The organism is Paenibacillus sp. NPDC058174 (assembly GCF_042883865.1).
Classification (GTDB): Bacteria; Bacillota; Bacilli; order Paenibacillales; family Paenibacillaceae; genus Pristimantibacillus.
Map to the genome: position 1 here is coordinate 470,032 of NZ_JBHVUY010000004.1, position 21,741 is coordinate 491,772.

The 21,741-nt window shown below is 49.2% G+C and carries 17 protein-coding genes; 16 read left to right on the top strand and 1 reads right to left on the bottom strand.

The window, feature by feature from the left end:
• Window positions 1-146 precede the first annotated feature (146 nt).
• From ACFVVF_RS21280 to ACFVVF_RS21305, 6 genes are all read left to right on the top strand, one after another.
• Complete coding sequence (locus ACFVVF_RS21280) at window positions 147-2,501, top strand: helix-turn-helix domain-containing protein (RefSeq protein ID WP_387813980.1); 2,355 nt, start codon at window positions 147-149, stop codon at window positions 2,499-2,501.
• Window positions 2,502-2,741: 240 nt separating this feature from the next.
• Window positions 2,742-4,388, top strand: a complete 1,647-nt coding sequence (locus tag ACFVVF_RS21285; RefSeq protein WP_387813982.1) for an extracellular solute-binding protein — start codon at window positions 2,742-2,744, stop codon at window positions 4,386-4,388.
• Window positions 4,389-4,470: 82 nt separating this feature from the next.
• Window positions 4,471-5,391, top strand: coding sequence for an ABC transporter permease (locus ACFVVF_RS21290; protein WP_387813984.1), 921 nt, complete (start codon window positions 4,471-4,473; stop codon window positions 5,389-5,391).
• 41 nt (window positions 5,392-5,432) lie between these two features.
• Window positions 5,433-6,308 carry a carbohydrate ABC transporter permease gene (locus ACFVVF_RS21295; protein ID WP_387813986.1) on the top strand — a complete coding sequence of 292 codons (876 nt, stop codon included), beginning with the start codon at window positions 5,433-5,435 and terminating at the stop codon, window positions 6,306-6,308.
• A gap of 87 nt (window positions 6,309-6,395) precedes the next feature.
• Window positions 6,396-6,788, top strand: a complete 393-nt coding sequence (locus tag ACFVVF_RS21300; RefSeq protein ID WP_387813988.1) for a hypothetical protein — start codon at window positions 6,396-6,398, stop codon at window positions 6,786-6,788.
• A 148-nt stretch (window positions 6,789-6,936) separates the two neighbouring features.
• Window positions 6,937-7,905 (top strand): ABC transporter substrate-binding protein, encoded by a 969-nt coding sequence (locus tag ACFVVF_RS21305; RefSeq protein WP_387813990.1) that lies wholly within the window; start codon window positions 6,937-6,939, stop codon window positions 7,903-7,905.
• Window positions 7,906-7,978: 73 nt separating this feature from the next.
• On the opposite strand, the gene ACFVVF_RS21310 is transcribed toward ACFVVF_RS21305, so the two are convergent.
• Window positions 7,979-9,103, bottom strand: coding sequence for an ROK family transcriptional regulator (locus ACFVVF_RS21310; protein ID WP_387813992.1), 1,125 nt, complete (start codon window positions 9,101-9,103; stop codon window positions 7,979-7,981).
• Window positions 9,104-9,571: 468 nt separating this feature from the next.
• Here ACFVVF_RS21310 and ACFVVF_RS21315 point away from each other — a divergent pair, with 468 nt between their 5' ends.
• From ACFVVF_RS21315 to ACFVVF_RS21360, 10 genes are all read left to right on the top strand, one after another.
• Window positions 9,572-10,504, top strand: a complete 933-nt coding sequence (locus tag ACFVVF_RS21315) for an ABC transporter permease (RefSeq protein WP_387813993.1) — start codon at window positions 9,572-9,574, stop codon at window positions 10,502-10,504.
• 13 nt (window positions 10,505-10,517) lie between these two features.
• Window positions 10,518-11,399, top strand: coding sequence for a carbohydrate ABC transporter permease (locus ACFVVF_RS21320; protein ID WP_387813995.1), 882 nt, complete (start codon window positions 10,518-10,520; stop codon window positions 11,397-11,399).
• A gap of 113 nt (window positions 11,400-11,512) precedes the next feature.
• Window positions 11,513-12,322, top strand: a complete 810-nt coding sequence (locus ACFVVF_RS21325) for a sugar phosphate isomerase/epimerase family protein (RefSeq protein WP_387813997.1) — start codon at window positions 11,513-11,515, stop codon at window positions 12,320-12,322.
• A 22-nt stretch (window positions 12,323-12,344) separates the two neighbouring features.
• Window positions 12,345-13,475, top strand: a complete 1,131-nt coding sequence (locus tag ACFVVF_RS21330) for a Gfo/Idh/MocA family protein (RefSeq protein WP_387813999.1) — start codon at window positions 12,345-12,347, stop codon at window positions 13,473-13,475.
• Window positions 13,476-13,508: 33 nt separating this feature from the next.
• Window positions 13,509-14,699: an MFS transporter gene (locus ACFVVF_RS21335; RefSeq protein ID WP_387814001.1), complete on the top strand. Its 1,191-nt coding sequence runs from the start codon at window positions 13,509-13,511 to the stop codon at window positions 14,697-14,699.
• A 170-nt stretch (window positions 14,700-14,869) separates the two neighbouring features.
• Window positions 14,870-16,378 carry an ABC transporter substrate-binding protein gene (locus tag ACFVVF_RS21340; protein ID WP_387814003.1) on the top strand — a complete coding sequence of 503 codons (1,509 nt, stop codon included), beginning with the start codon at window positions 14,870-14,872 and terminating at the stop codon, window positions 16,376-16,378.
• A gap of 167 nt (window positions 16,379-16,545) precedes the next feature.
• The gene (locus tag ACFVVF_RS21345; RefSeq protein ID WP_387814005.1) at window positions 16,546-16,746 is read left to right on the top strand and encodes a hypothetical protein; all 201 of its coding nucleotides are present in this window, start codon (window positions 16,546-16,548) and stop codon (window positions 16,744-16,746) included.
• Window positions 16,747-17,040: 294 nt separating this feature from the next.
• Window positions 17,041-18,915, top strand: coding sequence for a cache domain-containing sensor histidine kinase (locus tag ACFVVF_RS21350; protein ID WP_387814007.1), 1,875 nt, complete (start codon window positions 17,041-17,043; stop codon window positions 18,913-18,915).
• Window positions 18,890-19,936, top strand: a complete 1,047-nt coding sequence (locus ACFVVF_RS21355; RefSeq protein WP_387814009.1) for a response regulator — start codon at window positions 18,890-18,892, stop codon at window positions 19,934-19,936. Before ACFVVF_RS21350 ends, ACFVVF_RS21355 begins: the two co-directional genes overlap by 26 nt.
• 121 nt (window positions 19,937-20,057) lie before the next feature.
• Window positions 20,058-21,728 (top strand): type 2 periplasmic-binding domain-containing protein, encoded by a 1,671-nt coding sequence (locus ACFVVF_RS21360; protein WP_387814011.1) that lies wholly within the window; start codon window positions 20,058-20,060, stop codon window positions 21,726-21,728.
• Window positions 21,729-21,741: the final 13 nt, after the last annotated feature.

Genomic DNA, 21,741 nt, shown 5'->3' on the forward strand with positions numbered 1-21,741 from the left:
GATTTTGTAAATTCATACAATTATAGATTCGATCCATTATTTAGGCAATACTTTCCTGATATTCACGACATGGATTGAAGCGGTTTCAATATCGTTTTCCTGTGCTATAATCGAATACACTATGCTGATATAAAAGGGGGAGCCTTATGTTGTGGAAACGCTTTATCGTTCATCGTAGAAGCGTGATGATGACATGGCTGCTATCGTATTTGGCGATCCTGACTGTTCCTGTATTAATAAGCATTTTTGTTTATGTACAGTCACAGGCTATTCTGAAAAGCGAGATTTATCGCGCCAACAACGTCCTGCTGAAAGAAGTGCGGGAAACGATAGATAATCAAATCCAGCTTGCGGAGAGGCTGACGACGGAACTGACTTGGAATGTCCGCATCAGGGGTTATCTCTATTCCAATCAATACAAGACGCCCGATAGTCTTGATAATGACTTATATGGCCTCCATAAGACCGTTCAGGAGATGGCGATCTATCAATCGTTATATCCTTCCTTCAAAACCTATTATGTCTATTTCAGAGACCAGGACCTTGTATTGGAGCCGGGTGTCTACCGCAGCAGCCGTCTGTCCTATGAAACGGTCCATGAGCATCAGACGATTTCTTATCCAGTCTGGCTCAACATTATGCAAAGCAATAATGCGGGCAAGTTTATTAAATTGGAAAATCGGGACCAGTCCGGCAGTACACTAGCCTATATCCAGTCCTTCCCTGGCAATCGTCAGGAGCCGCCGCCGGGAACAGCTGTTGTACTGCTGGATACCGGGAGGCTGATGGAGGTTATCCAGAATGTAAGCGAGTATAGCAGCGGGCAAGTGATGCTGCTCAACCCCGATGGCCAAATTCTGTTGTCCACGCAGCAGACAGATGGACCAGGCTTCCTGCCAGGCCCGGAGCTGGCGGGTGATTCGGGAACCTCTTTCACCGAAGTGAATGGACAAAGGTCGGAGTTTCTCTACATCAAATCGCAAAATTCCGAGCTGATTTACGCCACGGTCATCCCAAGCAATCTGTTCTGGAACAAGACGGATTACCTGCGCAAAATAACGTACCTGGGCCTCGGTATAAGCGTTATTGGCGGCCTTGTGCTTGCACTTGTCTTTTTGTACCGCAACTATAGTCCGGTGCGTTCGCTGCTGCGCATGCTCAAACATTCGCAGGGCAAGACGGCCAACGCCGACAATGAGTTTCTCTATATTCAACAGGCCATCTCCGATACGCTAAATGAACAGGAGAAAACGCAGTTCAAGATGAAGCAGCAGTCCAATCTGCTCCGCTCCAATATGCTTTCAAGATTGTTCAAGGGAAGGATGGAGCATCAGATCGGTCTGGATGAATCGTTATCCGCCTTCGATGTCCATTTTCTATCCGATCAATTTGCGGTGCTGCTATTCCATGTCGATTATGAGCGGTTTAGCATGCATCTGGACGAGCTGCCCGGCATTCATGATAAATCGAGGCTCATGCAGTTCATTGTGACTAATATTGTAGAGGATATGGCGGGTGCTGCGCATCGCGGCTACGTGAGTGAGATTGACGATCATATCGCTTGCTTGATCAGCCTGAATGAAGGTGAGACGGAGCGGCATAAGCAGGAGATTCGGGAGCTTGCTGAGCAGGCACGCGAGTTTCTGGGTCAGCACTTCAATATCCAGTCCGAGATTTCGATCAGCCGCATTCAGCGTTCTATAGAAGGTATCGCACTCGCTTACCGCGAGGCGCTGGACACGATGGAATATATGATGGTCGTCGGACAGCCGGGCATATTGATGATAGATGATATCGCACGCAATCCGGAGTCCGGTTTGCAGTACACCTATCCGATTCAATTAGAGCAGCAATTGATTAACGTCATTAAATCGGGAGACGGCGATAAAACGAAGGCGATGATTCATGCGATAATTACAGATAGCATGGAGCAGCAGCTCACACCCGATTTGCTCAAATGCTTGATGCTCAATCTGATCAGTACACTGGTGCGCATCATCGCGGAGGTTGGAAGCAATGAAGAGGTACTGCCGGTTAATAGTCCGGACTGGATTGCACATATTATGGCTGGCGAGTCGATCAAGGAAATGGAACAGCGTCTGCTGATCATTGTCAGTGATGTATGCGCCTATACAGCGGACAAGCAAAAGCAGCTGCAGCAAAGCTCCCGAAACCGGACACTCCAGCAGCTATCCGCGGAAATTAAATCGTACTTGGGCGAGCATTATCAGGATCCCAACTTAAATATTGCCATGATCGGCGAGCGATTCGGTCTGACGCCAACCTACTTATCGCGGCTGTTCAAGGAGCAGACGGGAAGCGGTTTGCTGGATACGCTCAACCTGCTTCGCCTGGAGCAGGCTAAGCAGCTTCTTCGCGATTCAGACAACAGCATCAAGTCGATTGCCGGCCAAGTCGGCTTTCATGATATTAATACGTTCATCCGTATTTTCAAAAAGTATGAAAGCATGACGCCTGGGCAATATCAAAAAATGATATAGATTATGCTGAAAAGAGGCTCCTAGAGCCTCTTTTTCGTATTTGATGACGCGATTCCGCAATTTGATGATGCCATTTACGGCTTTCACGATGCGTTTCCCGGTTTTGAGGATTGAGAAGGGGCTGTTCAGGCCTGATAATCGAAATTGTGAAGGGCGCCCCTTATCCACCAGTACGATGCATGACCGAATTGAAAATGCAGGGATAACTTATAAACAATACTAGGAGGGTTACACATCATTATGAAAGTAAAAAGAGGCAAGTTCACGATTCGTTATACCGCATCTGCAATTGCGATTATGATGCTGGTTGTTATACTGTCTGCTTGCAGCGGCTCAGCCGGCAATGAAACCAATAAGGGGGCTTCCCAGCCATCACCTGCGAATTCGAATAACTCGGGGTCGGCCGGTGAAGCGTCCTATCCATTGCAAACTACAGATACGCTGACTTACTGGGCTGAATACAATTCCTCAAAGTCTTCAATCGGCGAAGTTCCATTTTTCCAAGAGTGGCAAAAACGGACAGGCGTACCTCTCCGCTTCATTAGTCCTCCATCCGGTCAAGCTACGGATTCGCTGAACATTATGCTTGCATCGGGCGACCTGCCTGATTTGATTGAGTATGACTGGTTCAATTTCCCGGGCGGACCGGAAAAAGCGATAGCAGATGGCTACATTTTGCGCCTCAACGATTATATTGATCAATTTGCTCCAAACTTGAAGAAATACCTGGCGGAGCATCCGGAAGTCGACAAGATGATTAAGACCGATAACGGCAGCTACTATACGTTTCCGTTTCTGCGCGGAGACCCGATGCTGCAAGTGTACCAAGGACCGATCATTCGTCAGGATTGGCTGACCGAGCTGGGTCTGGATGTACCGGAGACGATTGCAGAATGGCATGACATGCTTAAAGCATTTAAGGAGAAAAAAGGTGCCGGAGCTCCCCTTTCCTACATGTTCTCGCCTGAATTTCTGAACAATGGCGCGTTCATTGGCGCTTTTGGCGCAAGCCGCACTTGGTTCCAGCAAGATGGTGTCGTCAAATATGGGCCAATGGAGCCTGGCTACAAAGAGTTTCTGTCCACGTTCCGTCAATGGCGTACGGAAGGACTGCTGGATAAAAACATTGCCAATGTCGACGGCAAAGCGCTTGACGCTAACATTACGAATAATCTTACAGGCGCAAGTGTTCTGAACTCCGGCAACGGCATCGGCAAATGGACGCCGCTGCTGCAGGAGAAGAACCCGAATGCCAAGCTTGTTGGCGCTCCGTACCCGGTGCTCAATAAGGGAGAGGTCGCGATGCTGGGTCAGAAGGATCCGATCTACACGACAGGAACGAATGTCGCGATTACGAGCAAAGCCAAAAATGTCGAACTTGCCGTGCGTATGCTGGACTGGGGTTACAGCGAGGAGGGACATATGTACTTCAACTTCGGACAGGAAGGCGTAAGCTATACGCTGGATAGCAGCAACCAGCCCATCTATACCGATCTTCTGTTGAAAAACTCTGAAGGTTTGTCCCCTTCCCAAGCTATGACCTTGTACATCCGTGCCAACTACGGTGGTCCTTTTGTACAAGATAAGCGCTATATTACGCAGTACCTGGCACTCCCGGAGCAAAAGGAAGCGCTTGAGCAATGGACCAAAACGAATGTCAGCGACCATAAGCTGCCGCAAATTACGCCGACACCGGAAGAAGCCTCGGAGCTGGCGCAAATTATGAACGATGTGAATACGCTCGTCGATGAGATGACACTCAAAATCATCTTGGGCAACGAGCCCGTGGATGCCTACGACAGCTATATGGCCAAGTTGAAATCCCTTGGCATTGATCGTGTAATTGAAATTCAGCAAGCGGCTTTGGATCGTTACAATAGCCGTTAATCGGTGAGATTGATAGACAACAAGCGAATGAGGCGTCAGCGCGTTGCTGCGCCTCATTGTTGCCGCACGAGGAGTGAGACGAATGAACAAACATGCCTTTGGACGGTTTCTGATCAAGGATCTGGTCGGGAATCGATACTTGTATTTGATGATGCTGCCTGTTCTTGCTTATTATTTGATCTTTCACTATGCACCGATGTACGGGGTGCTGATCGCCTTCAAGGATTATTCGCCGATGAAGGGAATATTGGGCAGCCCTTGGGTTGATTTCAAGCACTTTGAAACTTTTTTCAACAGCTACTACTTTTTGAGAGTGCTTAAGAATACGCTGCTAATCAGCGTGTACTCGCTGCTTTTTGAGTTTCCGGCACCGATAATTTTGGCTTTGCTTATTAACGAAGTGAGAAGCCGGTCGTACAAAAGAATCGTTCAGTCCATTACGTATATGCCCTACTTTATTTCCATGATCGTTATTGCCGGACTGATTCGGGATTTCACCGACAGCGGCGGCGTACTCAACTCGATTTATATGTATTTTGGCGGGGACGGCACTTCGATGCTCCAAAATGAAGGTTTATTCCGCCCCATCTATATCTTGTCGGAAATTTGGCAGAAGGCAGGCTGGGAGTCGATTATTTATTTGGCCGCACTTGCGGGAATCGACCAGGGACAATACGAGGCAGCCCGTATTGACGGCGCCGGACGCTTGAAACAAATATGGTACATCACACTCCCGGGTCTGCTGCCGACCATTGTGATTCTATTTATTCTACGAATGGGCAATTTGCTCAATGTCGGCTTTGAAAAAATCATTCTCTTATACAACCCGGTTATCTATGAAACGGCAGACGTTATCTCCTCATTCGTATACCGGAAAGGGCTGCTGGAGTTTAACTGGAGCTACAGCACGGCCGTAGGTCTGTTCAACTCGGTTATTAATCTGACTCTGCTTATATTGGCGAACTGGATTAGCAGAAGAGTCACGAACAGCAGTCTCTGGTAAAAGAACTGTGAAGCATTGCAGATTGAGGAGGTATCCTACGAATGAAAACCACGTTATCCGAAAAAACCTTTGTATCCGTCTTATACGTTTTTCTGTTCATCCTGGTCATCATTACGCTGTATCCGCTGTTGCATGTGCTGTGGGCTTCCTTCAGTGAGCCAAGCGCTATAATCGCGCATAAAGGATTGCTCTGGAAGCCGCTTGGCTTCAGCCTGGAGGCTTACCGGCTCGTATTTAGCGATCCCAGCATTTATATCGGGTACCGGAATACGTTGTTTATCGTTATCGTCGGGGTGGCGCTAAATTTGTTGTTAACGGCGCTTGGCGCTTATGTGCTGTCCCGCAAGCAGGTGTATTGGAACAATATGTTCATGTTTATCATTACGTTCACAATGTTTTTCAGCGGCGGATTGGTTCCCCTTTATCTGGTCGTCAAAGGTGTCGGGTTAACCAATACACTCTGGTCGACGATATTCCCGTTTGCAGTCTCAACCTTTAACCTGATCATTATGCGAACTTCGTTTGCAGCTGTTCCGGAGGATCTGGAGGAATCGGCGAAAATGGACGGCGCGAACCATTTTATTATTCTGTTTCGTATTATCGTGCCGTTGTGCTTGCCTGTTATTGCGGTCATGGGACTCTATTATGCAGTGGAGAAGTGGAACGGCTGGTTCTATGCATCGATCTTCATCCAAAATCACGACCTGTTCCCGCTGCAAATTTTCTTGCGCAAGGTACTGATTCTAAGCTCAACAGATTCCATGACCGGCGGCTCGGCTGCAGGCGAACAATTTCAGATTGGAGCAACGATCAAGTATGCAACGATCATGGTTGCTACACTGCCGATTCTGTTTGTGTATCCGTTTATTCAAAGGTTCTTTGTTAAAGGCGTGATGATCGGTGCGATTAAAGGATAGGAATACAGCTGTATACACTTTACAAAATCATCCAATCTGATTATCCTGTTGGTATACTTACTGGTTCTGAGTAATAACCGGGCGGGAGTGATCATTATCCAACTGACGGCTATTGCGGCGGCAGTTATTTTATCAGCAGTCGCTATTTTTCAAGTGCTTCTAGCTTTAGGTTTCCCACTGGCGGAATACAGTTGGGGAGGCAGGCATACTGGTGTTTTGCCGTTACGGCTGCGGGTGATGAGTCTGGTATCTGTTCTTTTTTTGCTGCTGATGGGAGTCGTTTGTTTGGCCCATGCGGGGGTTGGATTTGGTGTCATTGCCGAATGGCCGACGCGTACGATTTTATGGATCTTTACCGTTTTTCTGGGTCTCAATACGCTGGGGAATATGGTTTCGAAAAGCCAAAAGGAGAAGCTGGTTATGACACCATTATCGGCTGCAGCGTGTTTGTTATGCTTGCTGCTGGCATGGTTTGGATAAAGGAAAAGAAGCGGGCTGCAAGGGGACGAATGACTGTCTCTTTGCAGCTTTTTTTATCTTGACGACCCTAATTAATAATGATAATCTTTATCAATGATTGCTTCATGCAGTCAGATCAATCAGAATTTCACCATTGGGGGAGTATGGCTTGAAGAAGTATTTGCTCAATATAAGCTTATTGCTGCTTGTGCTAACGCTCGCAGCTTGCGGGAACGCGAAGTCGAATGGCGCAGGGAATAACGCGCCTAAGGAAACCGAGACTCCGTCAACGGAAAGCGCAGCGCCTGCAACACGGGTGTACAAGCATTTCTATGGGGAGACGAGCATTCCGGCCAAGCCAGAGAAGGTCGTTACACTGCAATATGCCAGCCAGATGATTTCCGTCGGCCTGAAGCCAATCGGCGCAGCCAGCCATCTGCTGGAGACAACCGATCCGGCCTTTCAAGGCATTGAAGATGTAGGACCGCCTGATGATATTAATTTCGAGAAAATTTTATCATTGCAGCCAGAACTGATCATCGCCGGTGACGTCGAGCAGGACGTATATGATAAATTGTCGAAGATCGCGCCAACCGTAGTTATTCCGTGGATGGATTATGATTTGTTCGGCCACGTTCAAGTAATCGGCGATATTCTGAACCGCCAGCAGGAAGCTGCCGCCTGGAAGACCGCATTTGATGAGAAGCTTGCTGTGGCGAAGGCAAAAATCGCGGATAAAATAACAGATGGCCAGACAGTCGCCATCTATCGTATTGATCCGAAAGAGTTTTACATTTACGGCGTCCGGAACATCGGCTTTACACTCTACAACGCGTTAGGCTTGCAGCCGCCGGCTATCGTACAGAAGGAGATCGACAAAGACCCGAATCTTTGGGGCATACCGATCTCGCTGGAAATGCTGCCGGACTATGATGCCGATTACGTATTTGTTACTTTGCTGGAAGGGGAAGAGACAAGCAAGCGGTTTGATACAATTCAGGCAAGCTCCCTATGGAAAAACCTGAAGGCTGTTAAAAATAATCATGTGTACAAAATCAGCATGGATACGTGGCTCGGCTACACGCCGCATGATATTGAAGTGCAGCTGAATGAAGCGGTTGAGCTGCTGACGAAATAATTACAAAGGCATATGCGCCAAAGAACGCAACGACCGGCATGACCGGAAACGTTGCGTTCTTTATTTTTTGCTGTTATTGCACCGTCTTTTGCTTGAAAATTTCATACAGACCAAGCGTGGCGGCACCCATTGCCGCTCCGTACATTTTCCAATGGAACGGAAGCACCGGCGTATCGCCGTAAGGCGAGCTTTCAGCCTGATGAATCAACGTGACGAGACGGTCGAAAAACAGTTTGTTGTCTGTAATCCATCCGCCGAGTATCATTTTCTGCGGATTGACGAGCAGCAGCGCTTTGCCGCAGTAATCGCTGATTTCGTGAAGCATATGCTCGGCTAGATCGTGATACGGCTGAACACCGTCGAAGGCCAGAGCGACAAAGGTCCGAATGACCTCTTCGGGCGTTTGCCCCTCGAACGTCTCTGGATTTTCCCGCCTTAACCGTTCTGCCAGCACCGGTGTGCAGTAAGGGGAGAAAAAGGGCGTTCGGCCCGCCGATCCTCCTGAACCATGATAGATTTGACCGTTAATGACGATGCCTGCACCCGTTCCGTAATCAATCATCAGAAAGATGATCGAATGATCGCCTTTGGCTGCGCCGCTGAACCGCTCCGCGAAGCCGGCTGCATCAAGGTCGTTCGTCAGCAGAATCGGAATCGACAGCTCGTCTTCCAGCAATTTCAGCAAAGGGAAGCGTTCCAGCTTTAAGTAATTGGACATGATGACGACACTCTGCGTGTCGTCAAGCCTTCCCGGCAGCGAAATGCCGATACGTTTGATCAGCTCGTACGGGATTTGCTGATTGCGGATAAAGGTACGGATCGTAGCAGCAAGCTCCGAGCGGATTTGCTCCTCGCCGATAACCGGCTTGAAGGTCTGGTTGGCGATGAGCTCGCCATTCAGATTCAGAAGCACGCAGCGGGCAGGGGAGCTGGACAGATCGACGCCGATTACATAACCGCCGTCAGCGCGAATATTGAGAAGCGTCATCTTGCGCCCAACGCCGCTGCCGGACGTGCCCGTCTCGTGCACAAGCTTCTCGCGAATCATGTCCTCAATCAGGACCGACACGGTTGTAGGACTGAGTTTCGTTTTTCGTGCCAATTCGACCCGGGATATCGGCCCGTGCTCGAATATGGCATGGAGCAGCGTCGAAATATTGATTTCCCGCAGCATTTGCTGATTTCCTATTTTGATCATATCAATTCTCCATATTCTATTTAGATGGCGTGCTAGAACGGCCTGAACAAGCCAGTCTGGAATCTGCCCGCGGCCATGGACCGGAAGGCGGACAGAAATGATGGTAGGTATGCCTATGGAGGATAGGGCCATTCAATCAAATATAATTCCGCGGCAGGGGGATAGGTAATTGTAAACAGATATCAAAGCGATTATATTGAATGGCCGGGCTCACTGTCAACTTTTGATAGAAATGGAGGTCTTATAAATGTCGAAAATGAGATAAAAACTAAATTATCTGAAAATTTAAAATAGCCATTGACAAGCGACATTCGCCGAAAATATAATGAACTCAAATAAAAGAAAGCGCTTCAAAAATTTTTAAGTAATTAATTTGTCCGGTGGAACAATTAATTATTAGGGGTGCATTTCAACGCAAAAAGCGTCCGTTTTCAAATCAGTCATCAAACTGAGGGGAAGGGAAAAGCCATGACGCCAAGGTTGAATCAGGCAGCTTTTCGCAAGCTAAAAAAATACAAAGTGCTGTACATCATGCTCCTCCCGGGTGTCGTGTATCTGCTCATCAACAACTACATTCCAATGTTCGGCATCGTCATCGCATTTAAGGAAATCGATTTTTCGAAGGGGGTATTCGGCGGGGACTGGGTGGGCTTTCGCAATTTCGAGTATCTGTTCAAGACGTCGGAGGCTTACATCATTACGCGAAATACGATTTTGTACAATACCGTATTCATCGTGCTGAATCTCATCATTTCCGTCGGGCTCGCCATTCTCTTGAATGAGCTGAAGAACAAGCTGCTGCGGCGGTTCTATCAAAGCGCAATACTGCTGCCTTATCTGATCTCAACCGTCATTGTCGGCTACCTCGTATTCTCGCTGCTCAGCATGGAGACCGGCTTCGTCAACAATACGATTATGCCGCTCTTCGGCAAGGATGCAGTCATGTGGTATACGGAGCCCAAGTATTGGCCGGTTATTCTGACGATCGTGAACATCTGGCATAGCGTCGGCTACCTGTGCATTATTTACTTCGCCGCTGTTGTCGGGATTGATCACGAATATTACGAAGCCGCCAAGATCGACGGCGCCGGCAAGCTCAAGCAAGTGCTGCACATTACGCTGCCCGCCCTGACGCCAGTTATTGTCATTATGACGCTGCTGCAGATCGGAAGAATTTTTCACGCTGACTTCGGCTTGTTCTATCAGGTACCGCTCGACTCCGGTCCGCTGCTTCCGACAACGAATGTTCTGGACACCTACGTCTACCGCGCGCTGCTGAAAAACGGAGATATCGGAATGGCATCGGCTGCCGGCTTCTATCAATCAATCGTCGGCTTTGCGCTCATTCTCTTCACCAATTACGTGGTCAAAAAAATAAACCCGGACAATTCATTGTTCTAAGGAGGCGTAACCTTTGCGATCCAACAAAGTGGAGCAAAGCATTATCAATGTCATCTTCGCATTGATCTCCGGCTTCTGCCTGATCCCGTTCTTGCTGCTGGTGTCGGCCTCGTTTACGGACGAAATGGTCATTATCCGGGAGGGCTACTCCTTTTTGCCAAGCCAGTACAGTCTGGAAAGTTATAAGTTTATTTTTGAAAAATCAAGCGATATCTTCAATGCATACGGCATTTCATTCCTCGTGACGACCGTCGGCACGTTCGCAAGCCTTGCGATTATGACGCTGCTGGCCTATCCGCTTTCCAAGAGAGATTTGCCGTTTCGCGGCTTCTTCTCCTTTCTCGTCTTCTTCACGATGCTCTTTAACGGAGGGCTCGTACCGACCTATCTCATTTACGCCAACGTATTCAACATCGACAACACCTTGCTCGCTTTAATCGTTCCCGGGTTGCTGGTCAGCGCCTTTTACGTCATTTTGCTAAGAACCTTCTTTACCGTATCCATTCCAGGTGCGGTGCTGGAATCGGCGCATATCGACGGGGCTGGAGAATTCAGAATTTTTCTGCAAATGATTTTGCCGCTGTCGCTGCCCGTTATTGCGACAGTCGGATTGTTTCAGGTCATTAATTACTGGAATGACTGGTTTAATGGCTTGATCTATGTATCGGACAGCCGCTTGTACAGCATCCAAGTACTGCTTAATACGATTTTGCTCAATGTCCAGTATTTGCTCGAAAATGTCGAGTATTCAACGCGAGTGGAAGGCGCGGCGATTCCAACACAAGGGGTGCGTATTGCCATTGCGGTAATCGGCGTGCTGCCGATTCTGATTGCCTACCCGTTCTTCCAGCGGTTTTTCGTCAAAGGCTTAACGGTTGGCGCAATTAAAGGCTAGCCAGAGAAAGTGGCGGCAGCTTGGAGAGGAGGTGGTGGGGCGGGCGGCCCGGGGAAAGGAAGCACATATAAACGGCAAGATTGTTCCAACAACAGACCAGGGAGGGTAAGCATATGAAAATCAGCATTGGCGGCTATTCCTTTAACAACACGATGAATGAAGGAAAGATGGATACGTTCGGCTATTTGGAATCCTCGAAATACAGGTACGGGCTCGACACGGTAGACCTGTGGAACGGAACGTTCGACAAGGCGCGTCAGGATATCTTTACACTGCCCAACGATTCGTATATCCGGAAGGTTCGTGAAGCGATTGATGAGAAGGGCATGAAGGTTATTAACATCGCAGTCGATGGCGCTCATCTCTGGGACGCTGACCCCGAGAAGCGGAAAATGCTTTTCGGCAACGCCGAGGCTTATATGAAAATTGCCTCTACGCTTGGAGCTGCAACGGTCCGCATTGATACGGGAGATAAAAGCTCCGATCCGGCAACGGAAGAGCAGCTTGACTATAACATAAGGCAGTTCCGGGTACTTAGCCAGCTTGCCGCTGATCTTGGCATGATCGTTGGACCGGAAAATCATATGGGGTCCTCGAAGGATCCGAACTATTTGAAGCAATTGGCTGAGGGCGTAAATCATCCGAGTTTTGGCATTCTGCTGCATATGGGCCGCTGGGCAGTGGATGAGGAAGTTGGCGATGCGCTGGTAGCGCCATGGGTTTATCATACGCATTTCGACGGCAAAACGGTGGCCTCTGATAAAGCGGAGTCACTTGTCCGGACGCTGCTGGATGCTGGTTATGACGGCTATTGGGGCATCGAATACAACTCCCCGGCGAATCAGTATATGGAAATGGAATGGGCGATTGCATCCGTGAAACGGATTTTGGCCAGTGTACGCGAGCCGCAGCCGCAAGCCTAACTAACTAAAGGAGATGAGTGGAATGAGCAGAAAAGTACGTATCGGAATCGTGGGAGCCGGCTTGATCGGCAAAGCACATTTGAGGAATTATGCCAATATTGCAGATGCTGAAATCGTAGCGATTTGTGACGTCAATGTGCAGGAAGCGCAAAGGGTAGCGGAGCAGTTCGGTATTCCGAATGTTTACTCCGACTTCAAGGAGATGCTGCAGCGGGACGATATTGAAGCGGTGGATGTCTGTCTGCACAACAACCTGCATTCGCCGGTAACGATTGCGGCTTTCCAGGCTGGCAAAGATGTCTATTGCGAGAAGCCGATAGCCGGCTCTTACAGCGACGGCGTTCAGATGCTGGAGGCAGCGAAAGCCTACGGCAAGAAGCTGCATATTCAACTGGGCACGCTGTACCGCAAGGAAACGAAAGCGGCGAAGGCTCTAATTGACGGAGGGATGCTCGGCAAGCTGTATCACGCTCGGGCGACCGGCCATCGCCGGAGAGGCCGTCCCTTCATCGACGGCTACGGTACGCCGGCTTTTCTCAATAAGGATATCGCCGCAGGCGGAGCGCTTATCGATATGGGCGTCTATCATATTGCCCAAATGCTGTACTTGCTCGATACGCCTAAAGTAGCACGGATATCCGGCAAGGGCTATCGCGAGATGGATATGGATGCGGCGAGAGCCGGTCAGGCGGTATTCGATGTGGAGGAGCTTGGCCTTGGCTTCGTGAAGTTCGAGGGCGGCGCCACGCTGGACATCTATGAAGCTTGGAGTATTCATCTTGGCAGTATTGAGGGCTGCAGCATCGTCGGCAACAAAGGCGGCGTAAAGCTGCCGGCTTACTCTGACCAAGCGGTGCTCGCTCCGTTCAGCTTCCATACGACGCTTTGCGATATCGATATTAACGGTATGGTCAATCTCGATGAAATGGACGGACGCTGGAATCATTTGAAGCCGGATTATGATGCTTATCAATCGTCGCAGCATCATTGGGTGGCGGCGCTGCAAGGGCGTGTGGAACTGCTGCCGACGGCGCATATCGCGTTGCAGACGATGCTGGTCAGCGAAGGCATCTACTTGTCAGACCGGCTGGGCAGAGAAGTAAGCGGCGACGAGATCGTAGAGCATTCTTTGACGACAGCGATTACGCTCTAATATCCGTGCAAGAAAGGGGTGAGGATTCATCCGATGACGGAACAATCAATTGAAGGCAATAATAAGTCGCTTGCAGTTCTGAAACGATTTAATTTCTTCTTATACGGTACGATTGCGATTCTGACCTCCTTTTTCCCGCTGTACTTTCAAGAGATCGGCTTAAGCAAAATTGAGATCGGCATGATCATGGCCGGCGGGCCTTTCATCTCGATCTTTGCGAATCCGTTCTGGGGCTATTGGAGCGACCGGACGCAGAACGTCAAGCGCATTCTGATTATGCTGCTGATCGGCAACTTGATCGCAACGGTGATCGTTTTTCAGACCCGGTCGTATGTGCTGATCTTTGTACTGATGCTTATTTTCTTCTTTTTCAACAGCCCGACTTTTTCTCAGAGCAACAGCCTCATTCTGAACGCTATCGAGAATACGAAGCATAAATTCGGCGCTTTCCGTCTGTGGGGCTCGCTCGGCTGGGCGATTATCGCGGTGCTGGCGGGGCCGGTGCTGAGCTGGATGGGCTTGCTCAATCTATGGGTGCTGTACGGTGCGATGATGGTCGTGACCCTGCTGTTCACGATTGGCCTGCCGCGAGGCAGAGTGACGACGAAGCCAAAGGGGGAGCGGCAAAGCTACTGGAAGGTGATGATTTCGAGCAAAGTGTTTTTCGTCTTTGTTATTCTGGGTGTCTTGATCTCGGTGCCGAACTCCATTAATCAGACCTTCGTGTCGCTGTATATATCCAATTTAGGCGGCTCGAATGAGCTGATCGGCTGGTCTGTGTTTCTATCGGCTGTGTTTGAAATTCCTGTTTTTCTGCTGTTTGACCGCTTTCTGAAAAAATCGACGAAGATGATGCTCGGCTGTCTGGTCTTAATCAGCATCCTATTCGTTATCCGGTGGCTGCTGATGTCGGTAGTCGGCGGGCCGATTCACATCATTTTCATCCAAATTCTTCATTGTATTACGTTTGGCGGTTATTACTATGTCGGAACAAGTCTATCCGCACATCTTATTCCGGGCGAACACCGGGCGACTGGCCAAGCGATTTACGCATTGACCTGGGGCGGCATTTCCGGCATCGTGGCGGGATTGTTCGGCGGATGGATGTTCGACAATCTGGGGCCGCAGATGATGTATCAAATATGCGCGGCTATTTCGGTAGCCGGCGTCATTGGGTTCTTGTTCATGTGGCTGAGAATGAGGAAACAGCCTCAGCTAACGTGACGAGCAGGGGAGAAGGCGGGTAGCGGCATTTCATTGTAAGAGTTGGGGTTGCTTCCGCCGCCCCTTCAGGCAGCAAGAGAGAAGCAAGAGCAAGAGAATCGGCAAGTTTCATCTCCATTGTTCAAGGATATTCAACAACACCTGTTATGAAAATCCAAGGGAGGTCTTACATGATGTATAAGAAGAAAACGGTTCACGCTTTGCTGTTCATGCTGTCGGTTTGTTTGGTTCTGAGCGCGTGCAGCTCATCCTCTAATGGAAGCGAAGAGAAGCCCGGGAAAGGAAAAGAGGAAGGCGGACTGAAGCCTTATGAAATTACACTGGCGTTCTGGGGAGACAATCAGCGTGATCTCGGGCTGGTTGAGGAGGCTGTCAGCAAAATTACGAAGGAAAAGATCAATGCTACGATTAAGCTGAAGCGAATCGAGCCTGCGGCTTGGACGCAGCAGAAGGTGCTGATGTTCTCGGGCAATGATAAGCTGGACATTATTTTCACGGGTGAAAATCAGTATATCTCTGAAGTCGCGCAGAAAAAGCTCATTCCGATGGACGATTTGCTGCAGACGGCGGGGCAGGGCATTGTTGCGGCATTTGATCCGGACGTACTGGCCGCTTCCAAGATCGGCGGCAAGACCTACGGCATCCCAAGTATCCGGGACTTTGCCTCGTATCCAACGATGCTGTTCCGGAAGGATATGCTGGAGCAAAACAATATCGACGTCAGCGGCGTGAAGACGCTCGAAGAGATGGAGCCGATCTACAAGAAGATGAAGGCGGCTCGGCCGGAGCTGTCGCTGATCGGCAAGGCCTCGGGCGGTGCATCGATTGCGTATCCGCTGCTGCTGACTACGATTGATCCGTTAAGCGATATGATCGGCGTATTGACGGATACGAGCAAGCTCAACGTGGTCAATCTGTATGAGAGCGATGAGTACGCCAAGTTTGTCAGCACGCTGCATGAATGGTATAAGGCCGGCTATATTCCGAAGGATATTGCTACTACTTCGCAAACCGGCCGGGATTATATGAAGGCGAATATCGGATTCTCCACGCCGAATAAAGGCAAGCCTGGCATTACGACGCAGACAGGCAACGCGGTCGGAACGGAACTGACGGAAGTGAAGCTCGCACCGGCCAAGATGAATACGCTGACGATTACGAATGCGATGCTGGCCATTGCTACGACGTCCAAGGACCCGGAGCGGGCGATGATGTTTCTGAACCTGCTGTATACGGATAAGGAAATCGTTAATTTGCTTCACTGGGGCATTGAAGGCAAGCACTACAAGGTGAATGAGAACGGCACGATTGATTTTGCGGATGGCGTAGATGCCAGCAATAGCGGGTATAACCTGAGACAGGGCTGGATGTTCGGCAACCAGCTGCTGGCTTATCCTTGGAAAACCGACAGCCCTGACATTTGGAAGAAGATGGATGAGTTCAACCGGGGGGCAGAGAAATCAGCGGCACTGGGCTTCATGTACAACCCGGAGCCGGTGAAGACGGAGCTGGCGGCGATCGAGAACGTCATCCAGCAATATGCGATGGGACTGGAGACAGGTACGCTGGACCCTGCGGAAAACTTGCCGAAGTTCAACAATGCCTTGAAGAAGGCGGGCATCGAAAAAGTGATCGCGGAGAAGCAGAAGCAGCTGGATGAGTGGGCCGCTTCGAAGTAATAGGTTTGGCAGTGAGAGTGAGGAGCCTGATGAGGCTCCTCTTTTATTGTCCTTATATTGAAAAGAGTGCTGTGGAAAGCAGGGGTAAATGGATTTTAGCGGAATTAACTATTAGTACTATAAAGTAGTTATGAATTATGGATTTAGAAGCTTAGGGGGTTGGTACAATGGGGATTGCAGCATTATTCATTGGTTTGACGGGGCTGCTTATAATAGGGAACCAATTAAGAGCAAAAGAGAGAAATGAACATCAAACGGTTGCATTGTTTCATTGGAAAATAAAGCTAAGAAGCTTTCTGCTCGTCTTGCTAGCTTGCCAAGCGGCTGCATTTGTTGCGCTTGCCATTGCAATGCTGGGCTCATCTTAATTACGAGGAAGGTAAGGAGTCAAAGAGATGTCCGGCATTCAGCATACACGGAGCGGTTTGCAATCGGAATGTATATAGTTTTTATGCTTTTCTATAGAAGCCGCCCTTACGGCGGAAACACGAAGCCGGACCGCTGGGGTCCGGCTTTTTCATGCGATTTTGCAAGGCTGAAAATGTTTTTTCACCCGATATGTCTAAATCATCACGAATATGTCAAAATCATTATCAATCGCTTTCAAACGATTCCAATCCAATTTCGTCTGCAGCAATATCCTCTATAATAGGAGGGCTAGCATGAATTTCTGCACGAAGGGACGGACAAGCATGTCCATATTCAAACAAGCGTCGCTGCGTAAAAAAATAATTATTCTAATGATGGTTCTATATATCCCGCTGCCGCTGCTCGGCCAATTCTGGTACGAGAAATCGTATAAGGCGATTAAGGAAAATGCGGTAAACTCCAGCTTTCAGCTTGTTAATCAGGTTAACGATCATCTGGACACGTACTTCAAAGAAGTACAGCGATGGACGTATCCGCTGCTGGTCAATGAGCTGACCTCGACTTTTCTCAATGATGAGTTGACGGAATCATTCGAACGTTTTCAGATATCTGAACAAGTTGAAAAAAAGCTGTTCAATCCGATTATGACCAACCGGGAAGATATTCACGGTATTTCGCTCGTCACGAGCAAAGGGATCGCCGTATCTTCCTCCAGCTACATGTCCGCGGAACGGCGGTTCAGTTTATATAATTCCCGGATTAAAGAGAATGGCAAGTTTACCATTATGGGGCTGGAGAAGGAAGAAGGCGGGCCGACCTTTCTGGCGATGGCATTTAAGTTCAACGGCTTGAACGGCAATCAGGACAGCAGCGGCATGCTCATTGTCGATCTGAAGCTGACGGAAGTGATCAATATTACGCAAAACGTCCGCATCGGCAAAACCGGCTTTATCTGGATTGCAGATCCGGAGCAAAAGACGGCTTACCACCCGAACGGCTATGGCGCGGAGCGATTGATTCCCGAAGCCTATCAGGAAGCGATGGGGGAGCAGTGGCGTGGCACGTTCACGATGCCGACGGATGAAGGCAATAAGCTTGTCGTCTTCTTCCGTTCCAGCAGCACCGGTCTGACACTATTCTCAGAAGTGCTGCTCAGTGAGCTCAATGAATCCTTGTTGAAGGTTAGCCGGCTCTCCACTATTTTATTTCTGGTGCTGTTCTTTATCGTCATGCTCATTGCCAGCGCCGTTATGTATTCATTAAGCAATTCACTGCTGACGATGCTGCGCCTCATGAAGCGCGCAGAGCTTGGCGAGCTTAGCGTGCGGGCACCGGAGAACAAAGGCGCCGAGGTTGGCAGTCTGTACCGCGGGTTCAACAAGATGGTAGAGGAGCTAAAGCGGCTCGTTGAAATCGTTCATGTCTCTGAGCTGCGGGAGAAGGAGTTGGAGGTCAAGCAGAAGGAAGCGCTGCTTCATGCCATGCAGGCGCAGATTAATCCTCACTTCCTATATAATACGCTGGAATTCATTAATTCTAGCGCCATAGTGGAGGGCAACGATAAAATTAGCCGGATGATCGTCTCGCTTGGCGATATGTTCCGCTACAACGTTCAGAACCCGAATGACATCGTCAGTTTGTGGGATGAAAAGCAGCATATCGAAGCATATTTGGCGATCCAGTCCGAACGCTTCGAATCCTTGAACTATACAATCGACATTCAGCAGCGGTATGCCCGCCGTACGCTGGCTGTTCGTTCCATGCTGCAGCCAATCGTGGAAAACAGCTTCAAGCACGGCTTTCAGAAGCATAAAATACCGCCGAACTATATTCGGATATCCGAGATGAACGTTGCGGCCGGGAGCTTGATCTCGATCGAGGACGGCGGCAAGGGAATGGACGAGTCTGTGCTCAAAGCATACAATGATCTGTTCGATCTGCCGCTCGACAAATTGATGAATCATGAACCGCCGCAGGATGGCAAAATGTCTATCGGGCTGATCAATGTGCATACTAGAATTCGGATGCTTTTCGGCGAGCCCTACGGCTTGTTTATCTCAACATCCGGAGAAGACGGCACTTGTATCGATATCTTATTGCCTTTGGAATCAGAGCAGAATGAAAGCAAAGGAGCGGACAGTGATGATCTACAGAATTCTTCTCGTTGACGATGAAGCGATGAGCAAAAAAAGCTTGCGAAAAATTCTAACGGGTGCAAGCCCGCATTATCGGATTGTGGGAGAAGCTTCTGACGGTGCGGAAGCGCTGCAAGCGGCGGAACGCGAGCAGCCCCATCTGATCATAACCGACATCAGCATGCCGGTTATGGACGGAATCGAGCTGATTCAGCACCTCCGCCAAGACGGCTTTGAGATGGATATTATTATTTTGTCCGGTTATGGCGAGTTTGAATATGCGCAGGAAGCACTGAGGCATGGTGTAGTTGACTATATACTGAAGCCAATGCGCCAGGAGCAGGTACTGCGGCTCGTGGAGAAGCGCTACAATCGTTTCATGAAGTCGCGCCAGTCGGCCATGATCAAGAACAAGCTGATTGCTCCGATCAGCTTGGCGGCGGAGCGCATCGGCAACGAGCTATGGATGGTTAACGAAGCAGGCGTCCGCGAGGATGTGAGCGGGCTGCTGCGGCTGCTCGATGATTCCGACGTTGCAGCCGAGGAGAGAGTCTCGCTGCTTCGTGATGCCGCTTCCTTGATTCAGACTCGCTTGCAGCCGCAATATCAGCTTAATGCGTGGGCATTTCCCTTCGATGCTTCCGATTACGGACAAGCTGCGGCATCGTTCTCGGCTTGGCTTGAGGCAGCGCTGCATGAGATTCGGGATAAGCGGAATTGGGGAAAACGCAGTGTGATTCAGCAAGCGATCGATTATTTGAAGGAGAATTTTTCCGACAGCGAGCTGAATCTGGAGAAGGTGCTGACGCCGCTTGGCATCTCACAGACTCACTTCTATCATATGCTGATGGAGGAGACCGGGATGTCTTACATCGCCTACTTGACGCACATCCGCATGGAGCATGCCAAAGAGCTTCTCCAGTACAGCGATTTGAAGACTTATGAGGTGGGTCAGCGCTGCGGTTATCCCGACTACCCTCATTTTACGAAGAGGTTCAAGCGGCAGATCGGACTCACGCCAACAGAATATCGTAAAAATATGCAGCACTTATGAAACCGCTAACATTCCTAATGAAAACGACATACACAGAACGAAAATGCCATTCTCATGGGGTTCCTCGTTTACTACAATAGCTTTTGCAAGGACATATCTATTTAACTAGGGGGATTCATCTATGAAACGGCAAGTCGCTCTTCTGATGACCATAATAGTTGGAACCGTATTGATTTTATCGGCATGCGGCACAGCGCAAAACGATGAAGGAAAATCGGATAACGGAGCGGGAGAAGGCTCGACCGGGCAAACTTCTGTAAACGCATTCGGCTGGCAGCTTCCGGCCAAAACGACGAAAATCCACTTCTATCAAGCGGAGAAAGGCAATCCGGATAAAATCGAGAAAAAGCAGGCTGCTTTTCACGATTACCTGTTGAAGGAGTTCAACGTTGATATTAAACGGACGACGCTTGATGTGGAACCGAAGGAAAAGTTGAACCTGATGCTTGTATCCGGCGACTATCCGGAAGTGATCGCAGGGCTCGATGATTCTGCGATTACGCAATGGAAAGCGCAAAACAAAATTATGGACCTGGCTCCTCTCGTAGACAAATACGGTCCAAACATTAAGAAAGCGCTGGGCGACCGTTATGCTTCCTACCTGGATGAGAACGGCAAGCTGTGGGGCATTCCACGCGGCTGGGGCTACCTGCCGATCCCGGACTTCACGGCTCATATCCGTTGGGATTGGTACCAAGAGATGGGCGCGCCGGAGATCAAAACGCCGGAAGATTACTACAATGTGCTGAAACAAATGGTAGCGAAGCATCCGACTAACGCCAACGGCGAGAAAACATACGCTTTGTCGTGGAACGCGGATGTGAAGGTCAACAATGCGATCGGCTTCTGGGGCTTGCAAGACGGCTACAAAGAAGATGCCGACCATAATCTGACGCACTGGCTGAATACGGAAGAAGGCAAGCAGGCTGTTCTTTTCTACAACCGTTTCTTCCTTGAAGGTCTGATGGATCCTGATGCATTCGTCAATAAGTTCGAAGACTGGAGAACGAAGTTCTCTAACGAGCGGATTGCCGGACATATCGGTCCATGGTGGCAGTCGTGGAATGCGGGCCATGAAGTATGGCGTACAACTGATCCGAACTACAAGGAAGACAAACGTTATGTTCAAGTTGCTTTCAAAGCGGAAGGTGCAGAAAAAGCATACCTGTCGCCTAAAGATACGCATGGCTGGAACTACACCGTCCTGACGGATAAAGCAAAATCGCCTGAAGACATCATTAAATTCCTTGATTTCACGATGACGCCAATGGGTACTCGCCTGATGGGCTGGGGTATTCCGAACATCACCGATTCTTACTGGAACTATGAAGAAGGCGGCAAATGGTCGTTCAATGATACGGCGAAGCAAGCTCTGCTCGCTGGAGATCTGGATTATGAGAAAACGGAAGCTGCTAACGGCAGCAACATTTTCTGGCTGGCGTATCCGCAAGGACTGCTCAGCGACGACAACAAGAGCACGGCTTGGTATGACCAGAACTTTAACGCAGATGACAAGTGGAAAAAGCTTATGCTCGACAATGTCGGCGACACCATCTATGAAAGCACAGAGCGCCGCGTAATCTTTGCCAACGACAACCCGCTGACGATTAAAAATCAGCAGATCGAAGAACTGATCAAAACTGGCTTCGCTAAGATCGTAATGTCGAAATCCGAAGCAGAAGCGGTTAAAAACTTCGAAGACCTGCGCAGCAAAGCGCAAAAAATCGGCTTGAGCGACATCGAGAAATACCGCACGGAAGAATATAAAAAGAATCTTGCAAAGCTGAAATAAACGGATAGCTGGA